26 protein-coding genes are annotated in these 25,884 nt (G+C 61.7%); 14 read left to right on the top strand and 12 right to left on the bottom strand.

Features of this window, described 5'->3' with window-relative positions; genetic code table 11:
- The first annotated feature begins 13 nt into the window (after positions 1–13).
- The 4 genes from HOLFODRAFT_RS0208840 to HOLFODRAFT_RS0208825 all read left to right on the top strand — a co-directional run bounded on the left by HOLFODRAFT_RS0208840 (position 14) and on the right by HOLFODRAFT_RS0208825 (position 2,727).
- Complete coding sequence (locus HOLFODRAFT_RS0208840) at positions 14–295, top strand: hypothetical protein (protein WP_005037956.1); 282 nt, start codon at positions 14–16, stop codon at positions 293–295.
- Positions 296–362: 67 nt separating this feature from the next.
- Entirely contained in the window at positions 363–1,199 is an 837-nt protein-coding gene (locus HOLFODRAFT_RS0208835) for a FecR domain-containing protein (protein ID WP_005037954.1), read from the top strand.
- Positions 1,196–2,272 carry a DUF6600 domain-containing protein gene (locus tag HOLFODRAFT_RS24480; protein ID WP_005037952.1) on the top strand — a complete coding sequence of 359 codons (1,077 nt, stop codon included), beginning with the start codon at positions 1,196–1,198 and terminating at the stop codon, positions 2,270–2,272. Before HOLFODRAFT_RS0208835 ends, HOLFODRAFT_RS24480 begins: the two co-directional genes overlap by 4 nt.
- Positions 2,273–2,343: 71 nt before the next feature.
- Positions 2,344–2,727, top strand: a complete 384-nt coding sequence (locus HOLFODRAFT_RS0208825) for a PilZ domain-containing protein (protein ID WP_005037951.1) — start codon at positions 2,344–2,346, stop codon at positions 2,725–2,727.
- A 60-nt stretch (positions 2,728–2,787) separates the two neighbouring features.
- Here the strand turns inward: HOLFODRAFT_RS0208825 and HOLFODRAFT_RS0208820 are convergent, their stop codons facing one another.
- The gene (locus HOLFODRAFT_RS0208820; RefSeq protein ID WP_005037949.1) at positions 2,788–3,939 is read right to left on the bottom strand and encodes a CsgG/HfaB family protein; all 1,152 of its coding nucleotides are present in this window, start codon (positions 3,937–3,939) and stop codon (positions 2,788–2,790) included.
- A 40-nt stretch (positions 3,940–3,979) separates the two neighbouring features.
- Here HOLFODRAFT_RS0208820 and HOLFODRAFT_RS0208815 point away from each other — a divergent pair, with 40 nt between their 5' ends.
- Positions 3,980–4,633 (top strand): hydroxyacylglutathione hydrolase family protein, encoded by a 654-nt coding sequence (locus HOLFODRAFT_RS0208815; protein WP_005037946.1) that lies wholly within the window; start codon positions 3,980–3,982, stop codon positions 4,631–4,633.
- 1 nt (position 4,634) lies between these two features.
- Here the strand turns inward: HOLFODRAFT_RS0208815 and HOLFODRAFT_RS0208810 are convergent, their stop codons facing one another.
- From HOLFODRAFT_RS0208810 to HOLFODRAFT_RS20265, 8 genes are all read right to left on the bottom strand, one after another.
- Positions 4,635–5,534: a cation diffusion facilitator family transporter gene (locus HOLFODRAFT_RS0208810; RefSeq protein ID WP_005037944.1), complete on the bottom strand. Its 900-nt coding sequence runs from the start codon at positions 5,532–5,534 to the stop codon at positions 4,635–4,637.
- Entirely contained in the window at positions 5,531–6,781 is a 1,251-nt protein-coding gene (locus HOLFODRAFT_RS0208805) for a Glu/Leu/Phe/Val family dehydrogenase (protein ID WP_005037942.1), read from the bottom strand. Before HOLFODRAFT_RS0208805 ends, HOLFODRAFT_RS0208810 begins: the two co-directional genes overlap by 4 nt.
- Before the next feature lie 9 nt (positions 6,782–6,790).
- Entirely contained in the window at positions 6,791–7,159 is a 369-nt protein-coding gene (gene rsfS / locus HOLFODRAFT_RS0208800) for a ribosome silencing factor (RefSeq protein ID WP_005037941.1), read from the bottom strand.
- 20 nt (positions 7,160–7,179) lie between these two features.
- Positions 7,180–7,788, bottom strand: a complete 609-nt coding sequence (nadD, locus tag HOLFODRAFT_RS0208795) for a nicotinate (nicotinamide) nucleotide adenylyltransferase (RefSeq protein WP_005037939.1) — start codon at positions 7,786–7,788, stop codon at positions 7,180–7,182.
- The gene (obgE, locus tag HOLFODRAFT_RS0208790) at positions 7,785–8,789 is read right to left on the bottom strand and encodes a GTPase ObgE (RefSeq protein ID WP_005037938.1); all 1,005 of its coding nucleotides are present in this window, start codon (positions 8,787–8,789) and stop codon (positions 7,785–7,787) included. Before obgE ends, nadD begins: the two co-directional genes overlap by 4 nt.
- A gap of 76 nt (positions 8,790–8,865) precedes the next feature.
- On the bottom strand, positions 8,866–9,126 hold the full coding sequence (gene rpmA, locus HOLFODRAFT_RS0208785) for a 50S ribosomal protein L27 (protein ID WP_005037936.1): 261 nt from the start codon (positions 9,124–9,126) through the stop codon (positions 8,866–8,868).
- A gap of 115 nt (positions 9,127–9,241) precedes the next feature.
- Complete coding sequence (gene rplU / locus HOLFODRAFT_RS0208780; RefSeq protein WP_005037934.1) at positions 9,242–9,553, bottom strand: 50S ribosomal protein L21; 312 nt, start codon at positions 9,551–9,553, stop codon at positions 9,242–9,244.
- 111 nt (positions 9,554–9,664) lie between these two features.
- A complete protein-coding gene (locus tag HOLFODRAFT_RS20265; RefSeq protein WP_043485798.1) occupies positions 9,665–11,290 on the bottom strand; it encodes an MFS transporter in 1,626 nt (541 codons plus the stop codon).
- A gap of 56 nt (positions 11,291–11,346) precedes the next feature.
- On the opposite strand from HOLFODRAFT_RS20265, the gene HOLFODRAFT_RS0208770 reads away from it, so the two are divergent.
- Positions 11,347–12,345: a tRNA dihydrouridine synthase gene (locus tag HOLFODRAFT_RS0208770; protein WP_005037930.1), complete on the top strand. Its 999-nt coding sequence runs from the start codon at positions 11,347–11,349 to the stop codon at positions 12,343–12,345.
- A gap of 1 nt (position 12,346) precedes the next feature.
- On the opposite strand, the gene HOLFODRAFT_RS0208765 is transcribed toward HOLFODRAFT_RS0208770, so the two are convergent.
- Complete coding sequence (locus tag HOLFODRAFT_RS0208765; protein WP_005037928.1) at positions 12,347–13,102, bottom strand: DUF4412 domain-containing protein; 756 nt, start codon at positions 13,100–13,102, stop codon at positions 12,347–12,349.
- Positions 13,103–13,172: 70 nt separating this feature from the next.
- Here HOLFODRAFT_RS0208765 and HOLFODRAFT_RS0208760 point away from each other — a divergent pair, with 70 nt between their 5' ends.
- The 4 genes from HOLFODRAFT_RS0208760 to HOLFODRAFT_RS0208745 all read left to right on the top strand — a co-directional run bounded on the left by HOLFODRAFT_RS0208760 (position 13,173) and on the right by HOLFODRAFT_RS0208745 (position 20,500).
- A complete protein-coding gene (locus tag HOLFODRAFT_RS0208760) occupies positions 13,173–14,606 on the top strand; it encodes a sigma-54-dependent transcriptional regulator (protein ID WP_026939185.1) in 1,434 nt (477 codons plus the stop codon).
- A 169-nt stretch (positions 14,607–14,775) separates the two neighbouring features.
- On the top strand, positions 14,776–15,540 hold the full coding sequence (locus tag HOLFODRAFT_RS24820; RefSeq protein WP_052572517.1) for a hypothetical protein: 765 nt from the start codon (positions 14,776–14,778) through the stop codon (positions 15,538–15,540).
- 194 nt (positions 15,541–15,734) lie between these two features.
- Positions 15,735–17,192: a type IV pilus twitching motility protein PilT gene (locus HOLFODRAFT_RS0208750; RefSeq protein WP_005037923.1), complete on the top strand. Its 1,458-nt coding sequence runs from the start codon at positions 15,735–15,737 to the stop codon at positions 17,190–17,192.
- 437 nt (positions 17,193–17,629) lie between these two features.
- A complete protein-coding gene (locus HOLFODRAFT_RS0208745) occupies positions 17,630–20,500 on the top strand; it encodes a TonB-dependent receptor (protein ID WP_005037921.1) in 2,871 nt (956 codons plus the stop codon).
- 66 nt (positions 20,501–20,566) lie between these two features.
- Here the strand turns inward: HOLFODRAFT_RS0208745 and HOLFODRAFT_RS0208740 are convergent, their stop codons facing one another.
- Positions 20,567–21,280, bottom strand: coding sequence for an RsmE family RNA methyltransferase (locus tag HOLFODRAFT_RS0208740; protein ID WP_005037919.1), 714 nt, complete (start codon positions 21,278–21,280; stop codon positions 20,567–20,569).
- A gap of 102 nt (positions 21,281–21,382) precedes the next feature.
- Between HOLFODRAFT_RS0208740 and HOLFODRAFT_RS0208735 the strand changes: the two genes are divergently transcribed.
- The 4 genes from HOLFODRAFT_RS0208735 to HOLFODRAFT_RS0208720 are packed head-to-tail and all read left to right on the top strand — an operon-like array spanning position 21,383 to position 24,177.
- Complete coding sequence (locus tag HOLFODRAFT_RS0208735; protein ID WP_005037916.1) at positions 21,383–22,327, top strand: TerC family protein; 945 nt, start codon at positions 21,383–21,385, stop codon at positions 22,325–22,327.
- Positions 22,327–23,265 (top strand): riboflavin biosynthesis protein RibF, encoded by a 939-nt coding sequence (gene ribF / locus HOLFODRAFT_RS0208730; protein WP_005037913.1) that lies wholly within the window; start codon positions 22,327–22,329, stop codon positions 23,263–23,265. Before HOLFODRAFT_RS0208735 ends, ribF begins: the two co-directional genes overlap by 1 nt.
- A gap of 60 nt (positions 23,266–23,325) precedes the next feature.
- Entirely contained in the window at positions 23,326–23,907 is a 582-nt protein-coding gene (locus HOLFODRAFT_RS0208725; RefSeq protein ID WP_005037912.1) for a YceI family protein, read from the top strand.
- Between the two features lie 33 nt (positions 23,908–23,940).
- Positions 23,941–24,177, top strand: coding sequence for a CDGSH iron-sulfur domain-containing protein (locus tag HOLFODRAFT_RS0208720; RefSeq protein WP_005037910.1), 237 nt, complete (start codon positions 23,941–23,943; stop codon positions 24,175–24,177).
- A 37-nt stretch (positions 24,178–24,214) separates the two neighbouring features.
- Here the strand turns inward: HOLFODRAFT_RS0208720 and HOLFODRAFT_RS0208715 are convergent, their stop codons facing one another.
- Positions 24,215–25,804 (bottom strand): HAMP domain-containing methyl-accepting chemotaxis protein, encoded by a 1,590-nt coding sequence (locus tag HOLFODRAFT_RS0208715; protein WP_005037908.1) that lies wholly within the window; start codon positions 25,802–25,804, stop codon positions 24,215–24,217.
- Positions 25,805–25,884: the final 80 nt, after the last annotated feature.

Raw genomic sequence — 25,884 nt, 5'->3', positions numbered from 1 at the left:
AGAGGTTCCAATCATGGCCAACGGTCTTCTCATTCTGATCCTGCTTATGACTGCCATTGCTGCCGTTCTCGCGGGGATGGGGGTGTTCAGCAACAGTCGCCCCCCTGATTCCCGTTTGAACCAGATCCTGGATGACCTGGATGAGATCAAGGGCGTCATGAACGCCCTCCAGAAGTCGGTCATGCAGATGGAGCGCAAGTCCGATAAGGATCAGCGCGACACCCGATCCGAGGTCAAGGAGATGGTGGATAAGGCGACGGAGCGTCTGGAAAAGAAGATTCAGGAATTGGGGTAGATTGGCGCGTTCTTGGCTAGGATCGGTATGGAAGTGGGGGGACACCCTCTAATTCCAGGAGGCTTCCATGGTTTCCATCGATTGCAAATCCATTCCTCTGGCGCTGCTGCTGCCCGCTGCGATCTTTGCCGCACCCCCGGTGCTGGCCCAGGTTGACGACGAGCAGGACGAATACGCTGGAGAATCGGCTGATCGCTACGCCCAGGTGCGGGTGCTGGAAGGCGAGGCCACTATCCGGAAGGGAGACGTGGAGGAGGCCCTGGGCACCGGAACCCCGGTGGGTGAGGGTGACGTTGTGGAAAGCCGCGGTCGTGGTGTTTTGCAACTGGGCGACGGGAGCCGGGTGGCTTTTGATGCGGGCACCCGCTTCACTGTGGCGGCTCTTTTTATGGATCGTCAGGGTGAACGTCAGGTGCTCTTGACGCTGGAAACGGGTCGGCTGCGGATCTCCGTGGGCAACGAGGCCGATACCCGAGTGCGGGTGGACTCTCCCCTGGGAAGCGTGAGCTTTGGGGAAAAGGCTAACGTGGCCGTCGGCATGGAGCGGCATTCCCTGGAGGTGAAGGTCTTCTCCACCCGGGCCTCGGTCCGGACCCAGGAGGATCAGGCCACTCTCGGGGCGGGCGAATGGCTCCGACTCAACTCTCCCAAGGACAGCCTCAACCGGATCCGCGACTTCAACACCTATGATCTGGACGACTTCGAGAAATGGAGTGGGCCCCGTTTGGCGCAGCGACGCAGCCCGGACCTGGACCGGGTTCCTGAGGAGATCCGTCCCTACGCTGAGGAACTGAGCGGCAATGGGGACTGGATATACGTCGACGAGACCCAATCCTATTGCTGGCGCCCCCGTGGCGTCTCTCAGGACTGGCGTCCTTACTGGCGGGGGCGCCCGGTGGCATGACTTGGGTGAGTGACGAGCCCTGGGGCTATGTGACCCACCACTACGGCCGCTGGGGCTGGACCCTCTCTCTTGGGTGGTACTGGATTCCCGGCATCCATTTCAGTCCCGCTTGGGTGGCTTGGCAGAACTCCGATGTCTACTTTGGATGGGCCCCCTTGGGCTACTACGATGCGCCCTGCACCTGGGGGTATGGCGAGTGGAATGGCGGGTACTGCTGGAATGTGGTGTCGATCAACTTCATCTGGGCTCCCGGGATCCACCACCGCATGCACCACGGGTGGCGGAACCTCCGGGACTTCGGTCCTCGTGGGGATCGGCCTCTCTCCCCGCCCTGGCACCGGACCCCTTTGATTGTCCGGCCTGGCGAAATCCGGGACCCGAACCAGTTCCGGCGGCTCGTTCAGCAGCGGGACCTCCGGCGGGAGCGGCTGCTTGATTACTCCCGGCGGTCTGAACAGGCTACTGGGCGCAAGGTGTACCGTTTCGCCGCCCGGGATGCCCAGGCCGCGCCCCGACCCGGGACGCCTGTCGGCAGACCGCAGTCCCCGCGCGGCTTCCTGGAGCGTGAGCGCCAGTGGCGGCGGTCTGAACGGCCGGATGCCCGTCGGGTGCAGGAGGGGGGCGTGGCTCCTCGCCGTGAGCAGCCCCGCGGTCAGGAGGAGGATCGCCCTGGCCGTCGCACAGAACCGGTGCAGCCGCGGCAGAATCCCGGTGAAGTCGTGGTTCCTCGCCGCGAGCAGCCCCGCAGTCAGGAGGGGGATCGCCCTGGCCGTCGCACAGAACCGGTGCAGCCGCGGCAGAATCCCGGTGAAGTCGTGGTTCCTCGCCGTGAGCAGCCCCGCGGTCAGGAGGGGGATCGCCCAGTCCGTCGCGTCGAACCGGTGCAGCCACAGCGGAACTCGGGCGATGTCGCGCGCCCCCAGAGGGTGCAGACACCCCGGGGCTCTGCTGAGCAGCGGGAGGCTCGGCCCAGCGTCGAACGGCCTGCTGCGGTCAAGGAATCCCCTGCCCAAGTCAAGGAGAGCCGCCCCAATCGGGATCGTCGGGAAGAGCGCTCCAAGGACAACCGCTGAAGACTATACTGGCCTCAGAACCAGCCGATAGGACAGTCGTTTCGCAGGCAGATCTTCAAGGGGTTGCCACCATGGATCAGGGCTTCAGCCAACGAGAGTTTACGAGGGTTCCCACGAGCCTGGATGTGCGTGTGACGGTGGGTGGGAGGGCCATCCCGAATACCGGCTCCCAGAACGTCAGCCTCAAGGGGATGCTGATCCACACCCAGGAAGCACTTCCCAAAGGTACCGTCTGCAATCTCTCCATCCTCCTGGCGGGTGGCGAGATCGAGGTCGAGATCGAGGGTGTGGTCGTCAACAACTACCCTGAGGGCACGGCCTTCCAGTTCAACAAGATTCTGGGGGTGGACAGCTTTGAACACCTGCGGAACTTGGTGCTCTACAACGCCCAGGACACCGAGCAGGTGGAAGACGAATTCCGCACCCACATCGGACTGAAGAAGAAGGCTGAGTAGCCCGCAGTAATCACCCCAACCGGCTCTGTCGCAAGGCAGGGGAGCCGGTTGGGGTGATGGTTATAATTCGTTCATTATTGCATTCCGTTTCTGGTTGTACTCGTCTGCGGAGATGAGGCCCTTCTTCCGGAGCCTGTCCAGGCGTTCCATGCGCTCTTCCGGGGAGAGCTGGGGCTCCGTGGAGGTCGCCTTCGTTGGAAGACTGCCCCCGTTCATCATGGCGCCCTTGGCTTCGGCTTCGGCCATGCCCTTCATCAGCGTGATGGCCCGCTCGCAGTCGGCCCTCGCCTCCCGGTAGATCCCATTCTCGGCATCCGTGTTCTGGGCAGCAAAGAGATAGGGCAGTGCGCTGTCGTAATCGCCCAGGATGAAGTAAGCCATGCCTACGTTGTAGGAGGTCCGCCCAAGGTGTTTCGGCTTGGCCTGGGGGTCGGCCTTGGCCTGCTTCAGGGAGTCCTGGGCCTGGGTCAGTGCACCTGGATAATCCTTTGCCTTGAGGCGCCTGTGAGCCTCCTTCATGCCATATTCCTTGTCGTCATAGAAGATGAGCTTACGAACTTCCGTCCAGGGGAGCAGCAGTCGGCGCACCGTGGTCAGAGCGGACTGGAAGGCCTTTTCCCGGATCTCGGTATCCGATGGATAGTCCGGCTGCCCCTCGTTCGAGGTGTGGGTCAGGGTGGGATTGGCCACGATGCGCTGGGCGGCGAAGACCTTGCCCGTGGCCAGATCCACGGCCTGGACGGAGGCACTGAAGTCGGCCTGGGTCTTGGAGGTGTAGGTGACCCTGACTTCCTGCTTGCCGTCCTTCTTGAAGTGACGGGTTTCCTTCAAAGGGGTGCGGGTGACCTTGTACTGATGGACCTTCGTCAGGAGAAGGACCGGGCTTCCCAGGAGCCTGCCCAGCTCCACTGCCTGATTGCTGTCCACCAGGCCGGAGTTGGAGAATTTCTGTTCCTTGAGGACCTTCTCCAGGTTCCCCCGGTCCATGATCTCCAGTTCCGTGTTCGAAAGATCGGCGAGGCAGGCCGCCAGCAATTCCTCCTCCACGGGATTCGTGACCGGGGCGAAGGCCACGCGCCGGATGTTCATCTTGAGTCCGGCCGGGTGCTGGAGGGTCACCTCGACATCGGGGTTGAAGAGGCGTTCGAATAGCTGGGCCTGGGCTGGAAGGGCCACCAGCAGGGCTGCCAGGGAAAGACCTATCATCCTCATTCACTGCCTCCGTTTGTCCGATTGTGCGCCAGAATGGGCTATGCGTTTCATATTCGAACAGATCCGGATCGGTGGCGACCGCAATTTCGCCTATCTCCTTGGGGATCGGGAAGCGGGGAAGGGGCTTCTGGTGGACCCCGCCTTCCATCCGGAAGCCGCAGTGGAACGCGCCCAGGCCCAAGGGCTCCGGATCACCCATATCCTCAATACCCATGGCCATCACGACCACGCCAATGGCAACGCCAAGGCCAAGGCCATGACCGGGGCTCTGGTGGCTGGAGGCCCGCAGCACCCCGGACCCCTGGATCTTACGCTGCGGGACGGGGATCGTCTCTCCGTCGGCGAGTTCACCATGGGGGTCTTTGAGGTGCCAGGCCACACCCTTGACCACCTGGCCTTCCTGGTGGAGGGCCTGAACGTCGGTATCACCGGGGATCATCTATTCGTGGGAAAGGTGGGGGGGACCCAGACCGAGGCCCAGGCGCGCCAGGAGTGGGCAAGTCTCCGACGCCTCCTCATGGAGTGGCCTGAGCACACGAGCATCTGGCCGGGACACGACTACGGGGCACGGCCCAGCAGCACTCTTGCCCTGGAACGGGCCTACAACCCCTTTCTGGCCGTGCCGGATGTCGAGGCATTCCTGGAACTCAAGGCCCAGTGGAGCGGCTTCAAGGCCAAACACGGGCTGAAGTAGGCTAGCGGTGTCCGTTCCTGCAGAGGTGCAGCGGGTCCCCCCACTCCACCTGGAAGGTGGGGTGGTCGATGTGGAAGCGGTGGTGCAGCTGGTGACCCAACTCTGCCAGATCGGGTTCGTCGGCCTCGGGGTCCATGACCAGATGGGCACTGAGGGCGTTTTCTGTGGTGCTCATGGCCCATACGTGGAGGTCGTGGACTTGGGAGACCCCTGGCCAGGCGCTCAGGAATTCTCTGAGCTCTGGAAGCTCTATGGCGTGGGGAACCCCATCAAGGGTAAGGACGAAGGACTTCTTCAGGAGGTCCCAGGTGCCGATCAGGATGACCAGGGAGATGAGAAGGCTCAGGACAGGGTCCACCCAGTTCCAGCCGGTCCAGATCACCAGGAAACCCCCGATGACCACGCCCAGGGAGACCAGGGCGTCCATGGCCATGTGGAGGAAGGCCCCCCGAAGGTTCAGATCGTGGTGCCGGTCCTTCATGAAGAGCAAGGCTGTTCCCGTGTTCAGGACGATGCCCACGGCGGCCACCCAGATGACCGTGGTCGCCTGGATGGGGGGTGGAGAAGCCAAGCGGCGCACCGCCTCCCACGAGATGGCTCCGATGGCCGCCATCAGGAGCAGCGAGTTGAAGAGAGCCGCGAGGATGGAGGAACGACCATATCCGTAGGTAAAGCGATCCGAGGGCTTCCGGCTGGCCAAGCCCACGGCGGCCCAGGCCAGGGCGAGTCCCAGCACATCGCTGAGGTTGTGGCCCGCATCGGCAATCAGGGCCAGGGAGTGGGACATGATGCCGAAGACCCACTCCACCGCCACGAAGGTGAGATTGAACCCGATGGCCAGGGCGAAGGCCTTTGAGGGCTTGGTGGGCAGGGCGTGGTCGTGGGTATGCTCGTGGCTCACGCGTAGAACCCTCGGGAATGCAACGCCTGGGCCACGCGATCCAGGGCGAGGATGTAGGCGCCGATACGGGGGGTGGTCTTGTACTTGTCCGTGGTGGCAAAGACAGCCTGGAATGCGTGGGTCATGTACTCCACCAGCCGTTCGTTCACCTCCCGCTCGCGCCAGTAGTAGCCGATGCGGTTCTGGACCCACTCGAAGTAGCTCACCGTGAGTCCGCCGACGCTGGCCAGGATGTCCGGCACCACCAGGACGCCGTTGGAGAACAGGATGGGGTCAGCCTCGGGGGTCGTAGGGCCATTGGAGCCTTCCACGATGACCTTGGCCCGCACCTTGATGGCATTCTCTTCGGTGATCTGGTTGTCCGTGGCGGCTGGCACCAGGATGTCCACCGCCATCAGCAGCAGTTCCTTGGCATCCATGGGCTCCGCTCCCTTGAATCCGACCGGGGACTTGGTTTCCGTCGTGTGCTTCATGAGAGCGTGAACATCGATTCCACGATCATTCCGGATGGCGCCATTGGCATCGGACACTGCCACGATACGGGCTCCGGCTTCGTGGAGTAGACGGGCGCTCTGGGAACCCACATTGCCGAAGCCCTGGATGGCCACAGTCGCGCCAGCCAAGGGCTTGCCGAGGCGCTGCATGGCCTCCCGGGCGCTGATGAGGACGCCCCGCCCGGTGGCTTCGGCCCTGCCCAGGCTGCCCCCCAGGCCGATGGGCTTCCCGGTCACGACCGCATTGTCGGTGCGGCGGGCGTGCATGGCATAGGTATCCAGGATCCAGGCCATGACCTGGGGCGAGGTCCCCATGTCGGGCCCGGGGATATCCCGGTCCGAGCCCAGCATGTCCATGATCTCAGCGGTATAGCGCCGGGTCAGGCGCTCCAGCTCCCCCTGGCTCATGCGGGAGGGGTCACAGACCACACCGCCCTTGCCACCGCCGAAGGGCACATCCACCAGGGCGCACTTCCAGGTGTTCCAGGCGGCCCCGGCCTTGATCTCGTCGAGGGTCACGCCCATATCGAAGCGGATGCCACCCTTGGATGGCCCCCGGGCGATATTGTGCTGCACCCGGTACCCCGTGAAGACCTCCCAGCTGCCATCGTCCATGTGTACCGGAAGGCTCACGATCACGGAGCGCATCGGGGTGATGAACACCTTGAAGAGGGCCTCCTCCAGGCCATAGAGCTCGGCGGCGGCCCTGAGACGGGCCTGCATCGCGTCGAAGGCGCTGTGCGGGGCGGGCATGGCTTGCTCCTAGGCGAGGTTGGAGGGGGGCAGCTCCGGAGGCAGCTCCAGGGTCCGGCCCTGGTCCCAGAGGCCTTCCAGGTTGTAGTGCCGCCGGGTCTCCTCATCCATGACATGGACGATGAGATCGCCGTAATCCATCAGGATCCAGTTGCCGTTCTGATCGCCTTCCGTCGAGAAGGGGCGTTCCCCTTCCAGCCTCAGACGCTCGAAGATGGCGTCGGAAACGGCGCGGTTGTGACGGTCGCTGGTGCCGCTTACAAAGGCAAATGTGTCCGTGAACGTGGCGATTCCTTGAACGTCGAGGATGTGGATGTCCAGGGCTTTCTTCGAGCGAGCCGCTTCCACCAATCCCAGAAGTCTTGCGTCCAGATTCATTCGATCTCCCAAATCAATTGTCAACGGTACAGGCTTTCGCGTTGAATGGCATTCAGAACTTGGGGCGGAAGCCCCGGAGCTACAAGGCCTTCCGACAGATTGCGTCGGATTTGGCTGGATGCAAGGGCCAGCTGGGTCCCCGGAAGGAAAACGATCTCCCCTGGAGAGCCTGACCAACTTGGCCTCACACGGCCAAGCTGGGATTCCGGGACCAGGGCCTCGAAGTCCGGGCGGGGAGCCACGGCCATGGAGGCCAGCTCCAGGATCCGCTCCAGGCGGTGCCAGGAGGGGAGGATCGCCAGCTGATCGCTTCCCAGGAGAAAGATCCATGCGGTGCCAGGGTCCCGGCCCTGGAGGGCCTCCAGGGTATCCACCGTATAGCTGGTTCCACCCCGATCGATCTCAATGCTTTCCACGCTGAAGGGGCGTCCCGAGGCCGCCAGGACTTCTTTGAGGAGCTTGAGTCGGGTTGCGGCGGAGGGGCCTTCCGTGGGCTTGTGGGGTGAGATGTGGGTGGGGATGAAACGAACCTCGTCCAGTCCCAGATGCTCCAGGGCCAGCTCCGCCAACCGGAGGTGGCCCTGGTGGGGGGGGTTGAAGGCCCCGCCCAGGAGACCGATCCGTCTCATGCCTTGGGGAGGGCGGCGAGGCTGGCGCCCAGCTGGAAGACCAGAGTCCGGATACCTTCGCCCGTCACCCCGGAGATGAAGATGGGCTCTTGGCCCCGCTTGTGGCAGAGGGCCTCGAAGCGATCCCGGCGCTCTTCATCCTGGAGGGCATCCAGTTTGGTGCCCACCAGCCAGCGGGGCTTGGCGTAAAGGACCTCGGAGAAGGCCTTGAGCTCCCCTTCGATGATGCGGATGGCGTCCTCGGGCTCTTGCATGGGATCCGTGAGGTCCACCAGATGCAGGAGCATGCGGGTGCGTTCCACATGACGCAGGAACTGGATGCCCAGACCGGCCCCCTGGGCAGCGCCCTCAATGAGCCCCGGAATGTCCGCGATGACAAAGCTCTCCACATCGTCAATCGGCACCACCCCAAGCTGGGGCTCGAGGGTGGTAAATGGGTAGTTGGCGATCTTGGGGCGGGCTGCGGAGACCCGGCTCACCAGGGTGCTCTTCCCGGCATTGGGAAAGCCCACGAGACCCACATCCGCGATGAGCTTGAGCTCCAGGTCCATGTCCCGGATCTCGCCCTCCTCGCCGGGCTGGGCGTGGCGGGGGGTGCGGTTGGTGGAACTCCTGAAGTTGGCATTGCCCAGGCCGCCGCGGCCGCCCCGGGCGACACAGACCTTCTGGCCCTCCTCTAAGAGTTCCGCAAGGACCTCCCCGCTGGCGGCGTCCTTGAGAACGGTTCCCAGGGGCACTTCCAGGAGAACATCGGCGCCATCCTTGCCGTGCCTCATGGACCCCTCGCCCTGGAGGCCCCGGCCCGCAGCGAAATTGCGCTGGTTCCGGTAGGGGTTCAGGGTGTTGAGGGCGCGGTTGGCCTGAACGAAGACGGAGCCGCCGAGGCCGCCGTCTCCGCCATCGGGTCCGCCGCGTTCCGCAAACTTCTCGCGGCGGAAGCTCACGGCCCCGGAGCCTCCGTGGCCTGCCTCAACGTGGAGGGTGATGTGATCGAGAAACATGGGCAGTCCTGGGTTCTGGAGATAGAAAAAGCGCGCAGGCCATCGGCCGCGCGCTTTCGGTGGTCATTCTGCTGGATCAGGCCTCGACGGGGTCGATGTGGATGAACCGACCGTGCTGGCCCTTGTCCTGGAAGCGCACCTTGCCATTGATCTTGGCGAAGAGGGTATGGTCAGTGCCCATGCCCACGTTGACGCCCATCTTGAACTTGGTGCCGCGCTGACGAACGATGATGCTCCCGGCGGTGACGACTTCGCCACCGAACTTCTTCACGCCGAGGCGCTGAGAGTGGGAATCGCGACCGTTACGACTGGAACCTACGCCCTTTTTATGTGCCATGTTAGGACCTCAATGACTTTTTAACTTTCGTTACTGGTTGAGCTTGAGCGGGCTTGGCCTGCGAAAGCGTGGGGGGCCGGGGGTGTCAGGCGCAGCCGGAACCCCCGGACAGCGTTCACCCCTTGATGCCCTTGATGCGGACTTCGGTGAAGCCCTGACGGTGGCCCTGGGTGCGCTGGTAGGTGGTGGTGCGCTTCTTCTTGAAGATCACGACCTTCTTGGCGCGGTCGTGGCGGATCACCTCAGCCTCGACGGTGGCACCGGCCACGATGGGCTGACCGACCTGCAAATCATTTTCATTGGCCACCAGGAGCACGCGGTCGAACACCACGGACTGCTTGGGCTCCTTCTCGAGGAGTTCCACACGGACCACGTCCCCTTCGGAGACCCGGTACTGCTTGCCACCAGTTTGAATCACTGCGTACATAAGACCCTCACACGGGAGGCTTGGGCGGCTTCGAGGTACACGAAGCGCTTGGAGGGCCCAAGACAAGGCCAATCAGAATGGCACTGTTTGTCAAGTGGTGCAAGGTAAAAGTCAATGCCATATCCGCTGGATCAGGGAGGGGGAGTCTTCGCTCACCGCTACCAGATGACGGGCCGTGGGTTGTCCCTTGGGGTCCCACTGGTAGGCTTGGGTTAGGAGTTCCCGGTCGGCGTTGGTATTGCGGTGGTGCTGGCGCAGGTGCTCGCCCATGCTCGAACTGAGATAGGACTCCACGAAGTGAATCAGGAGGTCCTTCGACTCAGCCGGTTCCTCGAAGAGTGCCCAGCGGAGAGCTCCATCCCGAAGCCTCAGGCGGCGCACGGGCCCCATGGCTTCCATGAATGCCTCCCGTGCGTCCGGCTGGATCCGATACTCGAGTTGGACAAGGATGGGGCCAGCATCCAGAGGGATGGGGCTGGGGCGATGGGGGCCATCGCTGTGGGGGGACAGGTCGAGTTCCTCTTCGAAGACCTGGATCCGCTGCCGTCCGATCAGGGCCAGGGTCAGTCCCAGCCCTGCAGCTGAAAGGGCGAAGGCGGTCGTCAGACCCAGGTGCTGGGCGATGGCTCCCCAGAAGGCGGCTCCCAGGGCCATGGAACCTCCCCAGACCATCTGGTAGGCTCCGAAGGCCCGGGCCTTCACCCAGGAGGGCACCGAGAGTTGGATGGCCGTGTTGACGGTGGAAAGCACCGCCAGCCAACCCATGCCGGCGCAGAAGAGACAGATGGCCACCGTGAGGGTGTGGGGCACGAAGGCGATGACGAACTGGGCCACCATGGCCAACAGGGAGAAGCCGCAGAGGAGCTGGTTGGCCGTGTATCTGGCCCGCAGCCTCGGCATGAAGAGGGTGACGCCCACGGCTCCGGCGCCGACGCAGCCCATGAGGAGGCCGAAGGCCGAGGAGCTTAGCTTCAGATGGTGAATGGCCAGCACCGGCAGGAGGGAGAAGATGACCCCTGCGAACCAGGTGTAGCCCAGGGCCCGCAGCAGGATGATCTGAAGGGGGCGGCTGTGGCGCACATACCGGAAGCCCACCTTCATGGCCCCCAGGAATCGCTCTGAAGGGAGATCCTGGGTGGGGACCGGGCGCTGCCACCGGGCCATGACGGTGACCACGGCCAGGAAGGAGACGGCGTTCAGCGTGAAGGCCCATCCGGCTCCCAGAAGCCCCACTACGAAGCCCCCCAGGGCCGGCCCGAGGGCGCGGCTGGCGTTGAATCCGGCGCTATTGAGGGCCACCCCCGCTCCCAGGTCCCTGCGGGGGAGCAGTTCCGGGACGATGGCCTGGAAGGCGGGCATGCTCAGGGCCGAACCGATGCCGATGAGAAGGGACATCCCCAATAGCACGGTCGGGGTGACCTGTCCCAGGAAGGTGAGGGCTGCCAAGGCTCCCGCCACCAGCATCATGAAGACCTGGGTCGTCATGAGCAGGCGTCGGCGGTCGAGGATATCCGCCAGGGCCCCCGCCGCCAGACCGAGTCCGAGGACCGGCAGGGTGGTGCCCGTCTCGATGAGGGCCACCAGCAGGGGAGAGGCGGTCAGGTGGGCCATCTGCCACTTTTCGCCGACGCTCTGGACCTGGGTGCCGATATTGGAGGCCATGGAGGCGATCCAGATGGCGAGGAAGGCTCGTGAGGCCAAGGGAGCCAGAGGGCTCGGAGTGCGTGGTTCCTGCATATTTCCTATGTTCCCGGGCTCTGTATCCGAGCCCTGTATCCTATCCTGGTTCCCTGATGCTTGAATCCTTGCGCCTTCCCGATGCCGTCATCTCCCCCCCGCTCCTGCTGGCACCCATGGCCGGGGTGACCCACTCCGCCTTCCGCCGACTCCTGGCGGACTTCGGGGGGTATGGTGCCCTCTTCACCGAAATGCTTTCGGCCTCCGCATTCCTGCATGAGAGCCCGGAGCAGTCGCCCTTCAGCAAGCGCAGACCCTGCGAGGGTGCCGTCATCTACCAGTTCCGGACCTCCGGTGAGGAGAACCTGGAGGCGGTGCTTGAGAAGATGGCCGGTTTGGACTTCACCGCCATTGATCTGAACCTCGGATGTCCCGCCCCCAAGATCCAGTGCCAGGCCTCAGGGGCGGCGCTCTTTCGGGACTTTGACCGGCTCAGGGGTGTCCTGACCCGGATCCGTCGCTGCTACCAGGGGGCCCTGACGGTGAAGGTCCGCCTCGGGGATGATCCGGAGAACTGGCGGGGCCCCTTCCTGGAGCGCCTGAGGCTCTTTGAGGATGCAGGGGTCCAGGCCATCACGGTGCATCCCCGCTTCTCGGGCGAAAAGCTCAAGCGCCGCGCCCGCTGGAGCGAGTTCCCGTGGCTCGCGGCCCAGACCTCGCTCCCGATCATCGGCAATGGGGATATCTGCTCCCCCAGGGATGTGGAGGCCAACGCCGCCCTCTTCGCGCCCCTGGCGGGGATCATGCTCGGGCGCATCGTGGCGGTGAAGCCCTGGATCTTCCGGGACTTCGCCGGGCTCCCCAAGGTGGAGGTCGATCACGCCGAGGTCTGGGAGCGCCTGTACCGGTACACCCTGGAGGATATGCCCCAGGATCGCGCCTATGGCCGGATGAAGGAGTTCAGCTTCTACTTCGCCAAGAACTTCTTCTTCGGCCACGAGATGTTCAAGCGGATCCAGGGGGCCCGGGATGTCGAAGGTGTCCGGGCTGCTGCGCTGGGCTTCCTGGAGGGCAAGCCCCAGTTGAGTTCCAGTGAGCGACTGAACTTCACCTGAACTACTTCTTCTTTCCTTTCGAGATCTCCTCGCGCAACTGCTTGCCCGCATCTTCGATGGGGTAGGCCGGCAGGGCGAAAATGGCACCGGAAATCGGGCCTGCCTTGATCTGGGTCGCCTCGGAGAGCGCGTTCATGCCCAGGAAACCGCTCATTCTGGTCTTGAGGGGAAGCCCCTTGATCTTGCTCATTTCCTCATAGAGGCGCTTGAAGGATGCGGCGGAAGGACCGGCCTTGGCCATGGTGGCAGCCCGGGCCTTCATCATCCTGCTGTAGCTGGCGGCGGGCACTGGAGCGCTGAGGCTGGGGTCGGCACTCATGACCATGACCAGCTTGCCTACGGTGATCTTGTGGATCGTGCAGGTGCGGCCGGCCACCGCCTCGGTGCCCATCTTCTCGACGGTGCACTTGCTGGCGTCCCCGAACATGGCTCCCATGACGCCCTTCATGGCCCCAGGACTCTGCTGGTCCATGGATTCCATGGCCGCCAACGCGTCGTCCATACGCATCATCGCAATCTTCTTCTTATCGTGATCAATGGTGTAGGTGGTGGCCTTCTCGTAATCTACAAGGCTGTCGGTCTTGGACGATTCATTGCGAACCATCTGGTACTTCGAGGTGTAGTAGTGGGTTTCGGTGGTGGTCTTGCCACCCATCAGGCTTTTGCCTTCAACCTTGAAGGCGATGGTCAGGTCTGTAGCGCCTAGGGTGATGGCGGAAAACAACAAGCCCAGGGCAAGTAAGGCAAGTCTTCTCATAGCTCTCTCCGAAAGTGGTGAAGCAAGGTTACCCTCAATCAGGAACATGTCCAGCGTGAACGAGGTCGGTATGGCAAGAGTGTTAGTGGTGGATGACAGCCGGGAGACATGCGATCTGCTGGAGCTCCTCCTCGGACAGGGGGGGGAGGGCATGGATCTGGAGGTCGTGAAGGCTACCCGCCCGGAGGATGCTCTCGAGCTTCTGAAGAGCCGCCCCTTTGAGGTCATGCTTTCGGATATCAATCTGGAGGCAAACCTGGACGGTCTGGATCTCCTCCGGGCCGCCAAGCCCCTCGGTGTGGAGACAATCCTGCTCACCGGTTTCGGCACCTTGGAGAAGGCACTGGAGGCGGTGAAAGAGGGGGCCTTTGACTTCATCTCCAAGCCGTGGAACAACGAGGAACTGAAGGCACTGGTCAAGCGGGCTGTGGTCCGCCGTGAAAACCAGGGCGGAGGCAAGCGGAGCGGTCGTGTGCCCCCCCTTCAGAAGAGCCTCATGATTGGCTCCAGCCCCAAGATGATGGAGGTCTATCGCACCATCGCCTCGCTTCAGAACAGCCGCTCGACGGTGCTGATTTCTGGCGAGAGCGGCACCGGCAAGGAACTGGTGGCCAGGAACATCCACCAGAGCAGTGACCGCAAGGATCGTCCCTTTGTGGCCATCAACTGCGGTGCCCTCACCGAAAGCCTGTTGGAGTCTGAGCTCTTCGGCCACGAGAAGGGCTCCTTTACCGGTGCCATCTCCGACAAGAAGGGGCTCTTCGAGGAGGCCAGCGGCGGAACCATCTTTCTGGATGAGATCGGCGAAACCTCCCCCAGCTTCCAGGTCCGCCTCTTGAGGGTTCTCCAGGAGCATGAGCTCCGGCGTGTCGGTGGCTCCAAGGTTATTTCCGTGGATGTCAGGGTCATTGCTGCCACCAATCGCGACCTGAACCAGATGGTCAAGGCCGGGAAGTTCCGGGAGGACCTCTACTACCGTTTGAGTGTTGTGGAGATCCGGATGCCTGCGGTCCGGGAACGCCATTCCCGGGATGAGCACACCGGGAAGATCCTTTCGGACGCCCCCCTGCTGCTGGATCACTTCCTAGCGGAGATCAGCCTGAAGGATGGCCAGACCTACAGCATCCGCCCTGATGCCCGTAGGATGCTCGAACGCTACAGCTGGCCGGGCAATGTCCGGGAGATGGGCAATGTCATCGAGCATCTGACCCAACTCAGTCGGGGGCGGGAGATCACCCCGGAGGACCTCCCGGAAAAGATCCGGGAGGAGGTGGCCAACAAGGCTCCGGTCCTGCCCGACGCCCTGGCCCCGCTGCTTGAATTGATTGATTCATGGGATCATCTCCCCACCTTGGAGGAATTGGAGCGGCGATACATCCAGGTGTTGCTGAAACATGAAAGCCGGAAGAGCCGGATCGCCGAAATCCTGGGGAAGGACCGGACCACTCTCTATCGCAAACTCAAAGATCTGGGGCTCGGGGATGGGGCGGAGGATTTGGCCTGAGTCTCTTGGTCGATGGCGCTGCATTTTGCATCGCGTTGTGGAATGCAACGTCGTGTCGGTCCGGTGGGAGCGGAGATCGCTTGAAAAAACACGGTCTCATCTTTGGCCCGCATTATGCTTGAAGGCTCCCAGACCCCGGCCGTGCCGGTCCAAACCTAGGAGAATTCACATGAACAAGCTTGCTGCCCTGCTCGTGGCTGCCGCCCTCATCAGCCCTGCCTTCGCTGAGCAGACCAAGAAGGCCGAGACCGCCAAGGTCGAGACCAAGAAGGAAGATGTCAAGAAGGCCGAGAAGAAGCAGGCCATGACCGCCGAAGAGAAGAAGGCTGAGGCCGCTCCCGCCGCCCCCGCCCCCAAGAAGGCCGTGAAGAAGGCTAAGAAGGCCGCCAAGAAGGCCGAGGCCGCTCCTGCCGCTGCCGAGAAGAAGGCCATGACCGCCGAAGAGAAGAAGGCTGAGGCCGCTCCCGCCGCCCCCGCCCCCAAGAAGGCCGTGAAGAAGGCTAAGAAGGCCGCCAAGAAGGCCGAGGCCGCTCCTGCCGCTGCCGAGAAGCAGGCCATGACCGCCGAAGAGAAGAAGGCTGAGGCCGCTCCCGCCGCCCCCGCCCCCAAGAAGGCCGTGAAGAAGGCCAAGAAGGCTGCCAAGAAGGCCGAGGCCGCTCCTGCCGCTGCCGAGAAGAAGGCCATGACCGCCGAAGAGAAGAAGGCTGAGGCCGCTCCCGCCGCCCCCGCCCCCAAGAAGGCCGTGAAGAAGGCCAAGAAGGCCGCCAAGAAGGCCGAAGCCGCTCCTGCCGCTGCCGAGAAGCAGGCCATGACCGCCGAAGAGAAGAAGGCTGAGGCCGCTCCCGCCGCCCCCGCCCCCAAGAAGGCCGTGAAGAAGGCCAAGAAGGCCGCCAAGAAGGCCGAGGCCGCTCCTGCCGCTGCCGAAAAGAAGTAAGTTCTTTCGCTCTATAAAAAAAGCGGGCCTCGGCCCGCTTTTTTTATATCCGTAGCCTCGTGACACGTGTTTTCGGGGGCTGGGCCTTCCCTTGGCGGGACATGCTCGATGGTATTTTCGGCCAGCCTTGAATGGGGGCGCGAATTCCTCCCATTGGCCTTATTATTGGTAGGCTCCTTGATACGGGTGCTTCCATGCCGAAGATCGATGTCCTGCTGGACCAGATGGTGAGCCGCGGAGCCACTGTGCTGCGCCTGTTGGCGGGGGATTTCCCGACCTATGAATTGCCCGGGGGGCATCGCAGCCCATTTGGTAGCACTCCGATGGGAGGCCCCCAATTGGATGGGCTCATTCGAGAGATTCTGCCAGAAGATCAAGAAGAGCACTTCAAGCGTGGCCAGGAACTCCGCTTTACATACTCCTATGCGGACGAGGTCTTCCGGATCGTGACGCGCCGATTCCAGGCTGGCGCACAGATTGTGGTGGGGCGCTCTCCCCGCGAGGCTCCTGGTGGGGCAACGCCGACCCAGGTCTCTGGGGCCCCCGCGGCCCTGGAACCGCTCATATCGCGTTTGTTGAGGGAAGGCGGATCCGACCTCTACCTGAACTCCAAGGAATCCGCTATTTTTCGCATGGACGGCCAGCTGCTGGTGGATAGCGAGGCTGGGGTCTGGGCTCCCCGTCAGATCGAAGAACTGATCAAGGCCTGGGCTCCACCGGAGGTCCTGGAAGCCTTCCGGGCCGGCCATGACACCGAATTCGCATCCACTCAGCCAGGGAGTATCTTCCGTTTACGGGTGAGCCTCTTTCATGACAGCCAGGGGCCTTCGGTCGCAGTTCGCATTGCTCCCAAGCTCATTCCCGATGCCGAGACCCTGGGTTTGGGCAAGCCCGTTCAGCGTTTGGCGTGCCTCAACCAGGGCCTGGTCATTCTTACGGGGGCCATGGGGTCGGGCAAGTCTACCACCCAGGCCTGCCTGGTGAATCTGGCCCATGCCCACCGTCCCGGCTACGCCATCCTGATCCAGGACTCCCGGGAATTCGAGTTTCCGGATGGTCGGAGCCTCATCCGTCACAAGGAGACGGGACGGGATCTGGAGGCCCAGAAACGCGCCCTTCGTGCAGCGCTGAGGCAGGCTCCGGATATTCTGGCTGTGGGGGAGTTGCGGGACGCTGAAACCATCGACCTGACGCTCCAGGCCGCCTTGACCGGCCGTCTTGTCTTCGCCATGGTGCCCTCAGTCACCCCTTGCGACACGCTCTACTATCTGATCGATGCCTTCCCCACAGATCAGAAGGCCCGCATTCGAGCTCAGTTGGCCGAAGGGCTCAAGGCCATCATCGGTCACACCCTGCTGCGCCGCCTTGGCGGGGGGCGGGCTGTGGCGCTGGAAACCCTGTTCAACAACCCCACCATCGCCTCCATGATCAGGGAAGATCGGGTGCTCGAGCTTCCTGGTGGCATGAAAGCCGGGCGCTACGGGCAGGTGACCCACAATGATGCCCTGATCCAACTCATCGCCAATCAGACGGTTGAGCCCATGGAGGCCTACCTCCACTGTCACGACCGGGAAACCTTCATCGCCGCCTGCAAGCAATACAACATTCCCTTTGACCCTCGATGTGAGGGGCAGGTTGTGACAGAGGAATAATAACGATTCGCCGTCAAGCGTCGCGTAACCGCGCACTTGGATGCGGTGGCAAAGCCGGAATTGGCCGGGCTTTGCCGCAGTCTGAAGGCGTATAAAGAGTAGCTATAGAGGGCAGAGAAAAGCGAAGACTGGCTGCGACGCGCGGGCCTGCCGAAGCCCTCTCGCCCTCTCTGGGAGCCCCTCCGCTTCGCGGGGCAGGCCGGTGTGTCTTGGTTGACTGATTCCAAGTTCTTTGCATCTGTCTCCATTCCATCTCCTTCATCCTGACTAAATGCCTTTCTCTTTAAAGAATCATGGCCGTGAGATAAGTGTTGCCAAACGCTGAATCATGATCATATTCATGGCCTAGTGATACAAAGTGCGTAATTCGCCGATCTTTTTGCGCCGTTCCACCACGGTACAGCCCAATTCATCCCAACCTGGCAAGGAGGATTCCCATGAGGAGTAATCGGTCGACGCTTTCGCACATCATCGTTGCAGGCCTGTGCTCGGGCGGAGTGCTGGTGGCCCAGGGAACCCAGACCGCAAGCATGACTGGCCAGATCGTCGACAAGGGCGGTGTTCCCGTATCTGGTGTCACGGTTCGCCTGAGTTCGCCCTCCATGCAGGGCATGCGCACCCTGGTCACGAATGAAAAGGGGCAGTTCTTCGGCCGCTTGCTGCCGCCAGGAGCCTACGCCATTGAGGTCTACAAGAGCGGGTACCAGACCATCAAGCTCAATCAACAGTTGGGCATCGACCAGAACTTCCAGCCCCGCATTGTGATTTCCCAGGTCCAGAGCGCAGTGGTGGAGGTGATTGCCGCCCCCCCCGCCGTGGACAAGACCGATGTGAAGACCTCCACCAACTTCAATCTGGACACCATCGACAAGTTGCCCACGGCTAATCGCAACATGGAGACCGTGGCTCTGTTGACGCCTGGCGTGGTCACCGGTGTCGGTGACCGTGTCCAGATCCGGGGCGCCATGACTTCGGGAAACGTCTATCTGGTGGATGGCCAGAATGTCCAGGACAATGTGTACGGCAACCGTGGCGTGGAAATGATCGACGATTCCGTGGAGGAGATCCAGGTCATCACCGGTGCCATTTCGGCCGAATACGGCAATGTGGATGGCGGTGTCATCAACTCCATCACCCGTTCCGGTTCCAATGAGTTCACTGGGCAGATCCGTGCGGAATTGAGCAGGGAGTCCCTCAACGCCTATGCTCCCCTCCAGGAGCATGGCACCCAGTCAGATGCCTGGAACAAGGAGATGACGTATTCCGTCGGGGGGCCTGTTCTCAAGGACCGTCTCTGGTTCTATGTCGCCTACTTCGATAAGAAGCACGCCAATACCGAGTACATCGACGCTGATGCCCTCCAGGCCGGTCAGGCCTACACCTTTTCCTATGATGAAAACCGCACCCAGCTCAAGTTGACCTGGCTGGTCAACCAGGATCACACCCTGGTGGGCTCCTGGAACAGTTCGGAAAAGAAGGATCTCAATCGGGACTACTCTGCCGGCGAGTTGGCGGCCCTCGTCCCCCAGAATCAGAAGTTCGGATTCTGGAATCTGGGACTGCGCTCAACTTGGGCCCCCTGGGTCACTTCGGAATTCCGTTTTGGTGTCAAGCACCAGAAATACGTTGGCGGGGCCACTGCCCTCAATGGCAGCCCGATCTACGATGAAAACTACGGCTATTTCTACAACAATGGCATTTTCAATAGCGCGGATGGCGGCGATACCAGAGACAACCGGACCGCGAACCTGAAGGTCAGCCTGTTCTGGGACAGGATGGGCTCCCATCAGACGGACATGGGCTTTGACTACTACGTGGGGAAGGCGCGAGCCAAGAATGACCAGTCCCCCACCAGTTTGATCTTCGGGGCAACGAATATCGATCCAGTGGCCCAGATGGCCGAAGGCAGCACCATGTGGGAATTCACCCCAGGGTCGGGAGAGACCAGGAACTACACTTATGGCCTTTATGTAAATGACAAGTGGACTCTGAACAACCACCTGTCCTTACAGATGGGACTCCGCTGGGATGATTTCAGGGCCGAAAATGAGGCCGGGACCAAGACGGCCTCCGCCGATGCCCTGAGCCCCCGTCTGGGCCTCAAATACGATCTCTTCGGGGATTCCAAGTGGGTGTTCGGTCTCAGTTATGCTCGGTACACTGCCAAGGTTCTTGAAAGCATCACCAATGCTGTGACCTACCAGGGTAATCCCAAAGAGATCGACTATGCCTGGATTGGTCCGAGCGGTTCTGTCAGCTACGCCGAGATCTTCAATCCTGCCAATTACGACCGCACGGCTAGTGGCGTCACTTATTACAACGATCCGGCTCTGAACAATCGCCTGGATGGGAAACTGAAGGCGCCGACGGTGACAGAGTTCCAGGCCTCCGCCGCCTATACCTTCAACCACGCGACCTACGGCAGCGGCTTCGTCCGTCTCACGGCCGTCTACAAGGACTGGAATGATCTCATCGACTACAGCATCGGCACCGAAGGGCTTTCTGATGTCGGGGACGATGGTGCCCGCCACTACATGAAGGTCTGGCGCAATGATCCCGATGCGGTTCGGCGATACAGGGGCTTGGAGTTCGATTTTCAGTGGCAGAAGAACGCCTTTGCCGTCACCGGCAACGTGACCTTCTCATCCCTGCGGGGCAACTACGAGGGGGAGGATAAGAACGTTCCCGGCCGTGGCGAGGGCATCCATGCCTGGAATACCCTCACGACCTACAACCCTGACTACAGTGTGAACCAAGCCAATGTGCAGCTCTGGGACAGGAACTGGACCGCGCCCTATGGGTACCTGGCTGGGGATGTTCCTGTAAGTGTTAGATTGATGGGTAGTTATACTAAGGATTTTGGGATAGGTCCCACGACTTTCGGCCTGATATATAAATACACTGCAGGGCGACGCTATAGCGACACGCGAAGTGTTTATGCCGGCGACATCAGTAGTGATCTTCCCGGAGAAGCCGGGAATTGGTTCACCCAGTACAAGGATAAAGAGCGGGGCGGTGGTTCATTCAATGGCGTGCAGTACTGGGATCTGGCGCTGACCCAGGAGTTCAATACCCCGAAGATCGGTAGCAAGCCGGTTACGTTTTTTGCCAAGATGGTTATCCGTAATCTATTCAATCACCAGCAGCAGATCAGTTGGAACACCAACTGGGACTATGTCGATGGCGATCCACAAGGCTTTAATGCTTCCTGGAGCAATTCCGGGTACGGAACTTATGGCACGGCTACCAGTAGCGATAATTATGCAATCCCTCGAACCATTACTTTCTCTCTAGGCGTGCGGTACTAGGTTTGGATTCAGGGCGTAGAAGGAGCGGGGCCCCTTCCGGGGCCCGTTCTTTCTGGGGGGAAGGGCTCACATGGCGCCCCATCCCACAACTCCCGCCAGAGCCACTGGTGCGGTCACGGCCCTCAGGATGCTTTTCCCGAAACTGAGGGGTTGCCAGCCAGCCTGGCGGAGGGCCTGGAATTCCTGGTCGGTGATTCCGCCTTCTGGGCCGCTGGTGAAGGCGATGGGGGCTGGTTGCAGGGTGGGATTCCGTTCGCCGGTCTGGAGTTCGTAGGCCACCCACTTCTGGGGCAGATCCAGGTTCAGGATGGTCTCGAGAGGGATCGGTTGGTGGAGTTCGGGGATGCGGGAACGGTGGCTCTGTTCGCATGCTGAGAGGAGGATACGCTGCCATCGTTCCATGCGGGCCTGGGTCTTCTTTCCGTCGAACTGGCTGCGGGCGTAGATCACGGGGCGGATGTGGGTGATGCCCAGTTCTACCAGCGGCGGGATCATTTCGTCCATCAGGCTCAATTGGGCGGTCAGGGGAATGCAGGCGTGGATGGGGTAGGGGGGCTCCCGGTCATCCTCCAGGGGGGCTACCAATCGGGCCAAAGCCCGGTCCTTGTGTAGCTCGGTCAGATCAGCCCGCCACGGGCCGCTGGGCAGCACCAGTTCCAATGGATCTCCTGTCCGCAGGCGCAGGACGTTCATGTGCTTGGCTTGGGCGCCATCCAGGGGGACCGTCAGGCCCGGCTCGAGTTCCAGGTGGAGGTCGAGAAACAGTCGTGGGGTACTCATGATCATCCTTCGCCGGGGGGACCGGTCTGGCTAACGAATTGATGGTTTCAACCCAGTTGGTGGGCTGGATCCATAGGTTAAACTGATCCGCTGGAGGATTCCTTGCTGCACGCTCTGCTTCAATCGGCACCCTGGTGGGCCTGGATCGGTTTCCATCTCCTGATTTTCATCATGCTGGCTATGGATCTCGGGGTCTTCAACCGGAAGATCCACGCTCCCAGCGCAAAGGAGGCCGCGGCCTGGAGTGCGGTATGGATTGGGCTGGCCCTGCTTTTCAACGGGGTCGTTTGGTACGCCATGGGTTTCCAACGGGGTGCTGAGTGGTTCACTGGCTACATCCTGGAGAAGAGCCTGAGTGTGGACAACCTCTTTGTCTTCGTCATGCTCTTCGGGGCCTTCCAGGTGGAGATGAGGAACCAACATCGGATCCTCTACTGGGGGATTCTGGGGGCTCTCATCATGCGTGCGGTCATGATCCTGGCGGGGACAGCGCTTCTCAACCGCTTTGAATGGATGATGTACGTCTTCGGTGCCTTCCTGGTCTACACGGGTATCCATATGTTCGTGGCCGAGGACAAGCAAAGCGATCCGACCAACAACCGGCTGGTGCGTTTCTTCAAGCGGATCCTCCCCTTCGACACGTCCGGAGGGCATGAGCACTTCACCGTGAAGCGCGATGGAAAGCTCTTCTTCACCCCCATGCTGCTGGTGCTCCTGGTGGTGGAGGGAACGGATCTGGTCTTTGCCGTGGACTCCATCCCGGCCGTTCTGGCTGTGACGCGGGACCCATTCATCGTCTACACCTCCAATATCTTCGCCATCCTGGGGCTGAGAAGCCTCTACTTCCTCCTGGCCAAGATGATGGACCGCTTCCACCGTCTCAAGACCGGCCTCGCGGTCATTCTCACTTTTGTGGGCGTCAAGATGTGTATCGCCAACTGGTACCACATCCCCATCCTCTTCTCCCTGCTATTCATCGCTGCGGTGCTGGCGGGCTGCATCGTGACCAGTCTGGCTTGGCCTGAAGAACACCCCGAGGAGCCCTGATGCAGATCTGGCGCCACTCACTGGAATCCGCCACCTCCTTCGGCCCTTGCTTGGTGACCCTGGGGAATTTCGATGGTGTTCACGCTGGGCATCGGGAGCTCCTGGAACAGGTTCATCAGCGAGCGGTAGAAGGGGGGTTGCCTTCAGTCGTGGTCTCCTTTGATCCTCACCCCACGGTGGTCACTGCGCCGGAACGTCGACCTCGCCTGCTCATGACCCTTGGGCAGCGTCTGGCGGCCTTCAAGCAGACGGGCGTGGATCTGGCCTGGATCATTCCCTTCAGCCGTGCGCTTTCGGAAATGAGCCCCGAGGCCTTCCTTGAACAGTTCCAGCGGGTTCTTCACCCCCGGGAACTGCACGTGGGCAAGGCCTTCCGTTTCGGTCGTGACCAGGCTGGCAATCTCGACTCCCTGAAGATCTGGGGAGAGCAGGTGGGTTGCGCCATCCACTCCCATGCCCTCCGCGCGCCCGATGGGGGCTTTCTCTCCTCAACCCGGATCCGCGAGGCGCTGGAGCAGGGGGATGTCCAGGAGGCCGCTGTACTCCTGGGGCACCCTTTCGCGCTGACGGGAGTGGTCGTCGACGGGGAACGACGGGGGCGGCACCTGGGTTTCCCCACCGCCAACTTGGAGTGGGAGCAGGAGCAACTGCCCGCCAAGGGCGTCTATGTCACCGAGGTGAAGGGCAGCCATCTCGACGGGCCGCACCTGGGGCTGACCAATGTGGGGGAGAAGCCTACCTTCGAGGGGGTGCAGCTTACGGTGGAGACCCATCTCCCCGGATTCCAGGGTGATCTCTACGGGACTCACCTGGAGCTCGCCTTCCTCCATCGCTTGAGGGGCGAACACCGCTTCACCAGTGTGGACGGCCTGCGGGCCCAGATAACGGAGGACGTGTTGCGGGGCCAAATCTGGTGGCGGGAGCACAAAAAGGCCTAACGCATCCCTCTCCTCCGGCGTCCAAGAACCACAGCCGGTCCTTTGGCCCTGGAGGGAAAGATGTTGACCTATTCAATCATTCGCAAGCTATCCGCCGCCGCTTTCGTGCTCTGTCTGCCCCTTGCGGCGGCGGACACCTACACCATCGATGCGGTCCACTCCGAGGTGGGGTTCCGGATCCGCCATCTGGTTTCCAAGACACCTGGGCGTTTCACCCGCTTCCAGGGCACCATCCGGGTGGACGAGAAGCAGCTCTCCCAGTCTGCGGTGGATGTCGTGATCGAGACCGCCAGCATAAACACCGATAATGAAGCCCGGGACAAGCACCTGCGCAGCCCTGATTTCTTTGATGTGGAGAAGTTCCCTGCCATCACCTTCAGGAGCGTGGCGGTGAAAGAGGTGGGCAAGGGGCGTCTGCAGGTGCTTGGCGACCTGACGATGCGTGGCGTGTCCCGGCGGATCACCATTCCCGTTGGGATCCTTGGCACCATGAAGGGGGCCCAGAATGAGACCCGCGGTGGTTTCGAGGGGGCTGTCACCCTCAACCGCAATGATTTCGGCATTACGAAGTTCCCCGGGATGTTGGGGGACGATGTTGATATCACGCTGAATATCGAGGCTGTAAAAAACGAGGCAAAGTAGTTATCATCCATTCAAATTCTCAAGGAGCGATGGATGAGCGAGCCTCGCATCTACGACAGGCAGCCGGTGGTCCTGGACCTTGAGCCCGGAACCTACTACTGGTGTTCCTGTGGCAACTCCGCCAAGCAGCCCTTCTGCGACGGGTCTCACAAAGGTGGTGATTTCCAGCCGCTTAAGTTCGAGGTGGGTAAGGCTGCCAAGAAAGCCCTCTGCCTCTGCAAGCACACAGAAAAAGCCCCGTATTGCGACGGGGCTCACAATAAGGTCTGAAAACGGGGGCAGGTCCGTGGACCTGCCCCTTCTTGTGTCACACCTTGAAGGAGGCGATCTGGAGCTGCAGTCCCTCTGAGAGGCGGTGCAGGTCTGTCGACGTCCTGGCGACTTCGGTGGTGGTGGCGGACATTTGAGTGATGGCCGAGGCAATGCTGGCGGCCTCTTGGGCGCTTCCTTCCACCTGCTGCGCGACTTCGCCTCCCGCATTGGCCTGTTCGGCTGTGGCGGCTGCGGCCTGCCGTGTTGACGCCGCGAATTCGTCCAGGACGCTGCGGATCTGCTTGAGGATCTCCACGGTGGTGGCCACGGTGCTGCTGCCATTCTGGATGGCCTCGTTGGCGTTATCGATGTAGCGGCCGATATCCTTGGCTGATACGGAACTGCGCTCCGCCAGTTTCCGGACCTCTTCGGCCACCACCGCGAATCCCTTTCCGTGTTCCCCGGCTTTGGCGGCCTCAATGGCGGCGTTCAGGGAGAGCAGGTTGGTCTGCTGGGCGATTTCCTGGATGACTCCAACCGCTTTGGCGATCTGGCTGGCGGTGTCGGTGATGCCTTGCATGGCCTCGTGGGTGGCCTGCCCAGCATGATCGCCCTTCATGGTGGCTTCCAAGGCCTCCTCCAGGCGTCCCAGGGAGGTCTGGGCACCGCGATTCACCTCGTCGATGGATGCCGAGAGCTCGGCCACGGCAGCCACCATCTGCTCGGAACCGCTTTGCTGGACGTCTGCGCTACGGGCAATCTCGTTGGAGGTGGCGGCCATCTGTTCGGCGGAAGCTGAGAGCTGAGTGGCACCGCTGGCAACCCCTTCCACACCCTGGCGGATGCCCTGCATGAGATTGCGTAGTTGAGTGACCATCTGGTTGAGCGTGCGGCTCATGTCTCCCAGTTCGTCGGTCGAGTCCAGGGATGACTGGACCCTCAGATCACCTGCTGAGACCGCGTTGAGGGCCTTCTGGAACGCATCCATCGCCTCCTGAATCATCTTCACCACGACGATGCCGAGCCAGATGCTGGCCACCAGCCCCAGGACCGCCAGGCCCACCCCTTTGGTGGCGTTCGAGTTGAAGTTGGCGCGGCTGGCGGACACGGCAGTCTCGACCTGCTTCATGTTGTCCTCCATGAGGACCTGCCAGTAGCGCGTGCCATCGACCAGCAAGGGCTGAGCTTCGGTCTCCATGATGGAAATGGCTCTGGGCGCATCTCCCCGGCGAGAGGCTTGAATGGCGCGGTCGCGCGCCGTTCGCAGCTCCATCATCCTGCTGTGGTAGAGGGGAGCGTTCTTCCGCTCGGTGTCACTGGAGAGTTCCGCTACGTAGGTTGGCCATGCTACGTCGAAAAGCCGGTCGCACTCCTGGATATCCTTTTCCAGGTTCGCCCTCTCGGCTGCCGGGGCGTTGAAATGGCGTTCGGTGGTGTAGGAGGCCTTGAGGACTTGGGACCGGAACAGGGCCAGTTCCTTGACGGGCACCAGACTGCCCTTGTAAAAGGCCTCGAATCTTTTCACATCGGCGTAGGTATCCCGGACCGCCAGGGAAGTGATGATGATCAGCACAAGGGCGAGAAGGTTGATCACAGCGAATATCTTGTGCTTGATCTTCAGGTTTCCATACCAGTTTCGAAACACGTGTCCTCCGGGGATGTTGATTAGAAAATTAAATGAAATCAATCATGGGAATGGGTCAATGGTCAAGGTCTCCTTTTCCT

The sequence above is a fragment of the Holophaga foetida DSM 6591 genome (assembly GCF_000242615.2).
Classification (GTDB): domain Bacteria; phylum Acidobacteriota; class Holophagae; order Holophagales; family Holophagaceae; genus Holophaga; species Holophaga foetida.
This window is presented reverse-complemented; position numbering and strand designations above follow the sequence as displayed.